Annotated in this window: 9 protein-coding genes and 1 riboswitch; of the genes, 5 read left to right on the top strand and 4 right to left on the bottom strand. The window is 65.0% G+C overall.

Annotated elements, in window-relative coordinates:
- On the bottom strand, positions 1-504 hold a 504-nt coding region (locus tag EOA27_RS10835; protein ID WP_127256137.1), incomplete at its 3' end, for an MBL fold metallo-hydrolase.
- 135 nt (positions 505-639) lie between these two features.
- Between EOA27_RS10835 and EOA27_RS10830 the strand changes: the two genes are divergently transcribed.
- From EOA27_RS10830 to EOA27_RS10820, 3 genes are all read left to right on the top strand, one after another.
- Positions 640-1416: a methyltransferase domain-containing protein gene (locus tag EOA27_RS10830; protein ID WP_126081007.1), complete on the top strand. Its 777-nt coding sequence runs from the start codon at positions 640-642 to the stop codon at positions 1414-1416.
- 101 nt (positions 1417-1517) lie between these two features.
- Positions 1518-3341, top strand: coding sequence for an ABC transporter ATP-binding protein/permease (locus EOA27_RS10825; RefSeq protein WP_126081008.1), 1824 nt, complete (start codon positions 1518-1520; stop codon positions 3339-3341).
- Between the two features lie 58 nt (positions 3342-3399).
- Complete coding sequence (locus EOA27_RS10820) at positions 3400-4200, top strand: DUF1194 domain-containing protein (protein WP_126081009.1); 801 nt, start codon at positions 3400-3402, stop codon at positions 4198-4200.
- A 16-nt stretch (positions 4201-4216) separates the two neighbouring features.
- Here EOA27_RS10820 and EOA27_RS10815 read toward each other — a convergent pair whose 3' ends face one another.
- The 3 genes from EOA27_RS10815 to EOA27_RS10805 form a co-directional block, all read right to left on the bottom strand.
- Entirely contained in the window at positions 4217-5146 is a 930-nt protein-coding gene (locus EOA27_RS10815) for a glycosyltransferase family A protein (protein WP_127256134.1), read from the bottom strand.
- 257 nt (positions 5147-5403) lie between these two features.
- Positions 5404-6018 (bottom strand): methionine biosynthesis protein MetW, encoded by a 615-nt coding sequence (gene metW, locus EOA27_RS10810; protein ID WP_126081011.1) that lies wholly within the window; start codon positions 6016-6018, stop codon positions 5404-5406.
- Positions 6015-7184 carry a homoserine O-acetyltransferase gene (locus tag EOA27_RS10805; protein ID WP_126064185.1) on the bottom strand — a complete coding sequence of 390 codons (1170 nt, stop codon included), beginning with the start codon at positions 7182-7184 and terminating at the stop codon, positions 6015-6017. The genes metW and EOA27_RS10805 overlap by 4 nt, the downstream gene beginning before the upstream one ends.
- A 96-nt stretch (positions 7185-7280) precedes the next feature.
- A riboswitch (SAM riboswitch) is annotated at positions 7281-7358 on the bottom strand.
- Positions 7359-7503: 145 nt separating this feature from the next.
- Between EOA27_RS10805 and hisC the strand changes: the two genes are divergently transcribed.
- Together hisC and EOA27_RS10795 are read left to right on the top strand one after the other, a co-directional pair.
- Positions 7504-8607: a histidinol-phosphate transaminase gene (gene hisC, locus EOA27_RS10800; RefSeq protein ID WP_126081013.1), complete on the top strand. Its 1104-nt coding sequence runs from the start codon at positions 7504-7506 to the stop codon at positions 8605-8607.
- A gap of 5 nt (positions 8608-8612) precedes the next feature.
- Positions 8613-9049, top strand: a 437-nt coding sequence (locus tag EOA27_RS10795) for a prephenate dehydrogenase/arogenate dehydrogenase family protein (RefSeq protein WP_189562001.1), incomplete at its 3' end; no start/stop codon positions are given.

Genomic DNA, 9049 nt, shown 5'->3' with positions numbered 1-9049 from the left:
ATAGATGGCGGTTTCCGCAGGCAGCGCCGCCAGCTTCTTCAACGATTCATACATCACCGGCGGCTTGCATTCGAACAGGCGGCCGCAACCCAGCGCGAACAAAGTGTCGGCGGTGAAGGCCACTTTCGAGGCCGGCAGGTGGTAGGAGACATGGCCGGCGGTATGGCCGGGCGTCTCGATGACCTCGATCCGTTCCTCGCCAAGGCGCACGACCGAGCCCTGGCTGACCGTCTCGTCGATGCCGGGAATCTTTGCCTTCTCGGCTTCCGGGCCAATAATGCGCAGCTTGAAGCGCTCCTTGAGCGCCAGATTGGCCTCGACGTGATCGGCATGATGGTGCGTGGTGAGGATCAATGTCGGCGTCCAGCCGGTGCGCTTGATCGCCGCAAGGATCGGCACTTCTTCCGGCGCGTCGATGATCGCCGTCTCGCCGCTTTTGGGATCGTGGACCAGCACGCCAAAATTGTCCGTGCGGCACATGAACTGCTCGATCTCTACGGCCATCGGCATCTTTCTCCATTATCGCCGCAGACATAGGGCGACCGGCCGCCGATGTCATCCGGGTTTATCGAACTTGGCGCGTTTATCGAACTTGCGCCTTTGTTGAACTTGGCAGGCTTCACGGCTACCGTCCCGCGCATGCATTCGGACATCGTCGACCTGCGTTCCTTCTACTCGTCCACGCTCGGGCGTCTCGCCGAGCGCTCGATCACCATGGCGCTGTCGTCCATCTGGGCAACTGTCCCCAACGAGCGGCTGGTCGGCCTCGGCTACGCGCTGCCATGGCTGGAACGCTTCGGCACCGATGCCGAGCGTGTCTTCGCTTTCATGCCGGCAACGCAGGGCGCTGTGGTATGGCCGGCGTCAGGACCGACGGCGACGGCGCTGGTCTTCGACGAGGAACTGCCGCTGGTCGATTCCTGCATCGATCGCGTGCTCCTGGTGCATTCGCTCGAGCACGCCGAAAACCCGCGCGAGACGCTGAACGAAATCTGGCGCGTGCTGTCGCCGGCGGGCAGAGTCGTCATCGTCGTGCCCAACCGGCGCGGCGTCTGGGCGCGCTTCGAGCACACGCCCTTCGGCAACGGCCGGCCGTTCTCGCGCGGCCAGCTGACCGAGTTGCTGCGCGAGGCGAACTTCACCCCGGCGACCTGGAGCGATGCGCTGTTCTTCCCGCCGTCGCCGCGGCGTTTCATGATGCGGTTCCACAATGTGCTGGAGCGGGCCGGCCGCCGGTTCTGGCCGATCTTTTCGGGCGTCATCGTCGTCGAGGCGCAGAAGCGGCTCTACCAGGGCGTGCCGGTCGCCCAGCGCGCCTCGCGCCGCGTCTTCGTGCCAGTCTTCTCGCCACAGGGCGCGACGCGGCTCGGACGCAAGGCGGCGGACGTCGCCGCCCGACGGGTGACGCGTTCGTGATCGGTGTCGCGCCTTGTCCTTTACCCCCATCGCCACCCTATCTGAGGGAAAGCTTCGCGGCGCGGCTCCGTTGATCGCGCCCGAAATCAGGGATGTCCTTTATGGCTGACCAAATGGACTACAAGCCAGGCGCCGAGCAGGCTGCGTTCTCGATCGAGACCAGCAGCCTTTCCGACCAGCTGGCCACGATACGCATGGCGCTGAAGACCTCGCCGGTGCGCCGGCCGCTTGCCTGGGTCAGTGTCGGCATCGTCGCCGTCATCATCGCGACCTCGATCGGGCAGGTTCTGCTCAACCGATGGAACCAGCCTTTCTACGATGCGCTGGCGCGGCGCGACCTCGGGGGCTTCCTGCACCAACTGATGATCTTTGTGGAAATCGCCGGCAGCCTGCTGGTGCTCAATATCGGCCAGACGTGGCTCAACCAGATGATCCGGCTGAAGCTGCGCGAGGCGCTGACGCTCGACCTCATCGATGAATGGATGGCGCCGGCCCGGGCCTTCCGGCTCGCCCATGCCGGCGCCATCGGCGTCAATCCCGATCAGCGCATGCAGCAGGATGCCGCCCATCTGTCGGATCTGTCGACCGACCTTGGCGTCGGCCTATTGCAGTCCTTCATCCTGCTGGCGTCCTTCGTCGGCGTGCTCTGGCAGCTCTCTTCCGGCTTCGTCTTCCATATCGGCGGCCATTCGATCACCATACCGGGCTACATGGTCTGGGCTGCGGTCCTTTATGCCGGCATCGCGTCCTGGCTGAGCTGGCTGGTGGGCCGGCCGCTGATACGCTTCAACAGCGACCGCTACACCCGCGAGGCGGAGCTGCGCTCCTCGATGGTCCGGGTCAACGAGAATGTCGATGCGATCGCTCTGGCCCATGGCGAGGCCGATGCCAGGCGCCAGCTGGAGCTCGACCTCGGCACCGTGCTTGGCGCTATGCGGCGTATCTACAGCGCCCAGATCAACCTTTCCTGGGTCACCGATGCCTATGGCTGGATCACCGTGGTAGCCCCGATCCTGGTGGCCGCGCCCGTCTATTTCGCGGGCGACATCAGCTTCGGCGGCTTGATGATGGCGGTGGGCGCTTTCAACCAGGTGAATTCCTCGCTGCGCTGGTTCATCAACAATATCGGCGCCATCGCCGACTGGCGGGCAACGCTGATGCGCGTCGCCGACTTCCGCATCGCGCTTGGCGAAACGGACATCCTGCACGACAAGGAAAAGCGAATCGAGGTCGGCGAGAATCCGGACGGCAAGCTGACATTCGACGAGCTCGAAGTCGCCTCGCCCGACGGCTGCACCCGGCTTGCCGAGACGAGCGTCGAAGTCCATCCGGGCGAGCATGTCATGATCACTGGCGATCCGCGCGCCGGCAAGACGCTGTTCTTCCGCGCCCTTGCCGGCCTGTGGCCCTGGGGAGGGGGCCGCATCGGCATGCCCGACGGGGAGAAGCCGTTCTTCGTACCGCGCACGCCCTATTTCCCGCTCGGTTCGCTGCGCGATGTGCTGAACCACGCCGAGGGCGTCAAGATCGACGACGCCGAGATCAAGGCCGTGCTCGGCGAGGTCGGGCTGGAGCGCCTGTCGTCCCAGCTCGACCGCTCGGCGCGCTGGGAGCGTGAGCTGGCGGACGACGAGCAGCGCCTGCTGGCGTTTGCCCGGCTGGCGCTGCGGAAGCCGAAATGGGTCATCATCGACGAGGCGCTGGACACGTTGGACGGCGCGACGCTGCGGCGCGTGCTGGCGATGCTGCAGGCCAGGCTCCCGGATGCAGCAATCCTCAATATCGGGCGCGGCCTGCACAACAACCAGTTCTTCCCGAGGGCCTTCACCATCGTCAAGGACGTCTGCGGCCCGGCGCTCAAGCCGGCGCGCGTCCGCGCCGGAGCGATCGAGCCGCCGCCCCAGGCGGCGCGCCGCAAGAAATAGCTTTATTTTGCCGCGATCGCCGGGAAGAATCGCCGGCGTCGACAGAACGCCTGCAGCCATGCTCGAGATGCTCAGCCTGCTTGCCTGTTTCGCCTGCGCCGAGGCGGCTTCGTTGCCCGCGCCTGGCGGCGGCACGCCGGTCGATGTGGAGCTGGTGCTTGCCGTCGACATTTCGCAGTCGATGGATGAGGAGGAGTTCGCGCTGCAGCGCGCCGGTTATGTCGAGGCGCTGCGTCATCGCGATTTCATCAACGCGGTTCGTTCGGGAACGAACGGGCGCATCGCGCTTGCCTATTTCGAATGGGCAGGGGTGGTTCGCGACGACGGCGTCATCGCCTGGCAGGTCATTGACGGCGAGGGCAGCGCCAACGCCTTCGCCGACAAGATCGCCTCCCGGCCGTTCCGGAGCTTTCGCGGCACCTCGATCTCGGGCGCGCTGGGCTTCGGCACCGGGCTCCTGGAGAAAAGCGCCTTTTCGGCGCCGCGCAGGGTCATCGACATATCGGGCGACGGCCCCAACAATACCGGACGGCCTGTCGCCGCGATCCGCGATGCCGCCGTTGCCGAGGGTATCGTTATCAACGGCCTGCCCATACTCATCAGGCCGTCGCCGAGCGTCAGCCGCCTCGACCGATACTATGCCGATTGCGTGACCGGAGGAGACGGTTCCTTCGTGCTGCCGATCTACGCGGCGTCCGAATTCTCGACCGCCATCCGCCGCAAGCTGATCCAGGAGGTGAGCGGCCTCGCCGACGCCAGATCCATTCGCGTCCAGGATGCAGCGCCCGTCGATTGCCTGCTGGGCGAGCGCCTGCGGCAGCGGTTCTCCGATCCGTATTTTCCGGAACTCGACCGATAGCGGTCTTGCGGCCGCATCAGACCGCGCGGGGGCCGTATTTGGCGCGGAACTCCTCGTAACAGTCGCGCCGCCAGCGGCGGCCGATGACATAGCCGCGCAGCAGTTGCGGCAGCGAATAGCCGAGCGCGTTTGACGAGCGGTTGGCTAGGTAGCCGGAAAAGGCCTGCTGCAGCCGGCCCTTCAATGTGTCGGCGATGATCTGGCGAGCGATCATAAAGGGCGGGACATCGGGATAGCGGTCGGCGATATAGGGATGCTTGTCGATCAGGTTGGCATAGGCCGCGACATAGCCGTCGCGCCGGCGGGAGATCGAGTTCTCCGAATTGTACTTCTTCCAGTCGATGTCTTCGGACAGCTGGGCGCCGCCGCGGCGGGCAAAGCGCAGCAGAAGGTCGAGATCCTGCATGCGCGTGATGTCGCTGTCATAGCCGCCGATCGCCAGCAGCGATACGTGCCTGGCGGTGATTGCCGAGCCGGCGATGAAAATAGTCTGCGAGACCAGGGCGCGCTGCAGCGCGCTTTTATCAAGAAAGGCCTCGCGGTTGATGCATTTGGTGCTGCGGCTGCCCTTCAGCGACAGGAACGAGCTGATCAGGACCTCGAGCGAGGGATTCTGGTCGAAGCGCGCCAGCGTCCGCTCCAGCCGGTCCGGCAGATAGACGTCGTCCGAATCGAGGAAGGTCACCACGGGCGCCCGCGCGCGCTCGATGCCCGCGTTGCGGGCGGCATTGGCGCCGCGCCATTTGGCGCCGACATAGATCAGCCTCGGGTCACGGATCTCGGCCAGCGCGGCGGCCGTCCCGTCGGTCGAACCGTCGTCGACCACGATGTGCTCGAAGCGGGTAAGTGTCTGCACCAGAACGCTTTTCACCGCACGTACGACCTGACTGCGCCGGTTATGGGTCGGCGTGATCACTGAGATCAGCGGAACGTCCTGGTTCGACATCGGGCTGCCACCGGTCGGATCTGGCGCGTGTCGGATGGGTTTGATGGCTATGTTTCCCACCTGTGATTTGCGGTCGACGCTACAAAAAAGCCACCTGTGTGTCACGCCGAGCCGGCCGAGAAATGCGAAACGGGGGGCTTTTCCGCAACGTTGCGGTTTGATGGCAACACAATCGGCCTTCCGGTCCGCGGAGGCCGTCCGCCGGCAAGAGCCGGCGGTGAGAATCATGCGTTCATGGAACCGATCGCGCGGCGGCGTCAGCGCCTGAGCAGAAACACCGCTTGCTGGCCGAAGAAGTTCCAGAACCACCACGGCATCGACAGGCCGATCTTCTGGCCGTTGGCGTCGAGCGCGGTCGCCTTCTCGACGGTCGCGCCAAGCTCTTCGCACAGGTTGACGAAGTCGCGTATGGTGCAGAAGTGGATATTGGGCGTGTCATACCAGGAATAGGGCAGGTCCTTGGTGACCGGCATCCTGCCTTTGGTCAGCAGCGAAAAGCGCACGCGCCAGTGACCGAAATTGGGAAAGGAGACGATGGCGCGGTTACCGATCCGAAGCAGCTCATCGAGCACCACCTTCGGGTTGCGCGTCGCCTGCAGCGTCTGCGACAGCACGACGAAATCGAAGCCCTTGTCGGCATAGAATTTCAGATCCGTGTCGGCGTCGCCCTGGATCACGGAGAGGCCGCGCGCCACGCATTCGTTGACGCCACGCTGCGACAGTTCCAGCCCGCGGCCATCGACCTGCTTGGTCTCCTGCAGCAGTTCCAGGAGGACGCCGTCGCCCGAGCCGACGTCGAGCACGCGCGACTTGGCCGGAATGAGATCGGTGACGACTTCGAGGTCGACACGCTGGGCGCGGTTGACGCTCATAGGCTGAGCCCCCTTGCGCGTGCTGCCGAACCGATGAAGCCGTTGATGGCCGCGAACAGCTCCGGCTCGTCGAGCAGGAAAGCGTCGTGGCCGCGATCCGTCTCGATCTCGACGAAGGAGACGGAAGCGCCCGCCGCGTTCAAGGCATGCACGATCGAGCGGCTCTCCTCGGTCGGGAACAGCCAGTCGCTGGTGAAGGAAACCAGGCAGAAGCGCGTCCTGGTCCCGGCGAAGGCATCGGCGAGGCGCCCGCCGTGATCGGCGGCAAGATCGAAATAGTCCATCGCGCGGGTCAGATAGAGATAGGAATTGGCATCGAAGCGGTCGACGAAGGTCATGCCCTGGTGGCGCAGATAGCTCTCGATCTGGAAATCGGCGTCGAAGCCGAAGGTGAGCGCCTCGCGGTCCTGCAGGTTGCGGCCGAACTTGCGGTGGAGCGCCGCTTCCGAAAGATAGGTGATGTGGGCGGCCATGCGCGCGACGGCGAGCCCCTTTTCCGGGCGCTTGCCGAACTCGAGATATTTGCCGCCATGCCAGTCCGGATCGGCCATGACCGCCTGCCGGCCGACCTCGTGGAAGGCGATGTTCTGCGAGGAATGGCGGGCGCCGGTGGCGATCGGCAGCGCCGAGAAGACCCGCTCCGGATAGCTCGCCGCCCATTCCAGCACCTGCATGCCGCCCATCGAGCCGCCGAGCACGCAAAATAGCTTTTCGATGCCGAAATGATCGACCAGCATCGCCTGCGCGCGCACCATGTCGCGTATGGTGATGATCGGCAGGTCCAGGCCGTAAGGCTTGCCGGTCGCTGGATTGGTCGAGGCCGGGCCGGTCGAGCCGAGGCAGCCGCCGATGACGTTTGCGCAGATGACGAAGAAGCGGTTGGTGTCGATGATCCTGCCGGGACCGATCAGCACTTCCCACCAGCCCGGCTTGCCGGTCACCGGATTGGTGTTGGCGACGTGCTGGTCGCCAGTCAGGGCATGGCAGACGAGAATGGCGTTGGAGCGCGCGTCGTTCAAGCTGCCGTAGGTCTGGTAGGCGATCTGGAAAGGCGAGAGCAGCGTGCCGGCGTCGAGCTTCAGCGGCTTGTCGGGGCCGAACTGCAGCACCGGGCTCGACGGATGGTCGGCCTCGTCGTTGGTTCTTGCAGCGCGCTGAGCGGCCATGTCCGTCCTCGATCCTGTCCCGCATCGGTCTCGACACGACGCAGTGTCCGGCCGGCGGCGGACAACAAAAAACCGGCTTGCCGTCGCAAAGCCGGTTACAGGTTGCAAACGGCCCTTTAGCGAGTTGTTTAACGTGGCTGCAAGCCGACCGGCCAAATCACCACGGAAGTCTGGCTGACCTTCTAGGACCGGAGCCGCTGTTCGTCAACGGGGGTAGCCTCTATGCCGACAGGGGCTGCCGCAGCGCCAGCACTCGACATTGCAGCCCGTGGCCTGTATTTCCGCTGCGGCCTTGAGGCCTTCTCGACGGATTTGTGACATGAAGCAGGATCAGCCCCGTCCGACGCCCCGCGTGGGCATCATGGACATCGAGGCCTATGTGCCGGGAAAAAGCAGCGCGCCGGCCGGCGTGACGAAAGTCTACAAGCTGTCGTCGAACGAAAATCCCCTGGGGCCTTCGCCGAAGGCGATCGAGGCCGCGCGCGAGGTGGCGGCGAAGCTCGACGTCTATCCCGACGGCACCGCGCGGCGGCTGCGCGAGGCGATCGGCGAGGTGCATGGGCTGAACCCTGCGAACATCATCTGCTCCAACGGCTCGGACGAGATCCTGGGGCTTCTGGCGCAGACCTATCTCGCGCCGGGCGACGAGGCCGTGTTCACCGAACACGCCTTCATGGTCTACAAGATCTACATCCAGGCGACGGGCGCCAAGCCGGTGGCGGTGAAGGAAACCGACGAGCGCGCCGATGTCGACGCGATCCTCGCCGCGGTTACGCCCAAGACGCGTATCGTGTTCCTTGCCAATCCGAACAATCCGACCGGCACCTACCTGCCGTTCAGCGAGGTGCGGCGGCTGCATGCCGGCCTGCCGAAGAACGTGCTTCTGGTGCTTGATGCGGCTTACGCCGAATATGTGCGGCGCAACGACTATGAAGCCGGCATCGAGCTTGCCGGCAGCGCCGAGAACGTGGTGATGACACGCACCTTCTCCAAGCTCGGCCTCGGCGGGGCGCGCGTGGGCTGGATGTACGGGCCGGCGCATATCGTCGATGCCATCAACCGTATTCGCGGCCCCTTCAACGTCAACGCCACCGCGATCGAGGCTGGCATCGCCTCCATCCGCGACCGCGCCCATATTGAGCGCAGCGTGACGCATAACGAGAAATGGCTGACATGGCTCAGCGCGGAGCTGACCGGGCTCGGCCTGCGCGTCACGCCCAGCGTCGGCAATTTCGTGCTGATCCATTTTCCCGACGACAAGGAACATTCGGCGGCGGCCGCGGACGATTACCTGAGCGCGCGCGGCTATATCCTGCGCCGCGTCACCGGCTACGGCTTTCCCAACGCGCTGCGCATGAGCGTCGGCACCGAGGAAGCCAACCGCGGCGTCATTGACGCGCTGAAGACCTTCCTGAAAAGCTAGACACCATGGCATCACCGATGTTCGAGAAAATAGCGCTGGTCGGCATCGGCCTGATCGGCTCGTCGCTCGCCCGCGTCATCCGCCGTGAAGGCCTGGCGCGTCATATCGCCATCGCGACGCGCAGCGCATCGACGCTGAAGCGCGCCGAGGAGTTGGGCCTTGGCGATTCCTACACGACGGAGGCAAAAGAAGCGGTGGGCGATGCCGATCTCATCATCGTCTCGGTCCCGGTCGGCTCGTCCGGCGAGGTCGCGGCCGAGATCGCGCCGGCGCTGAAGAAGGGCGCCATCCTCACCGATGTCGGCTCGACCAAGGCTTCCGTCATCGCGCAGATCGAGCCGCACGTGCCGGAAGGCGTGCACTTCATTCCCGGTCATCCGCTGGCCGGCACCGAAAAGTCCGCACCCGATGCGGGCTTTGCCGATCTCTTCGAGAACCGCTG

It is taken from the genome of Mesorhizobium sp. M2A.F.Ca.ET.037.01.1.1 (genome assembly GCF_003998075.1).
Classification (GTDB): Bacteria; Pseudomonadota; Alphaproteobacteria; order Rhizobiales; family Rhizobiaceae; genus Mesorhizobium.
The sequence above is the reverse complement of the archived record's forward strand: the minus strand, read 5'-3'. Positions and strand labels throughout refer to the sequence as shown.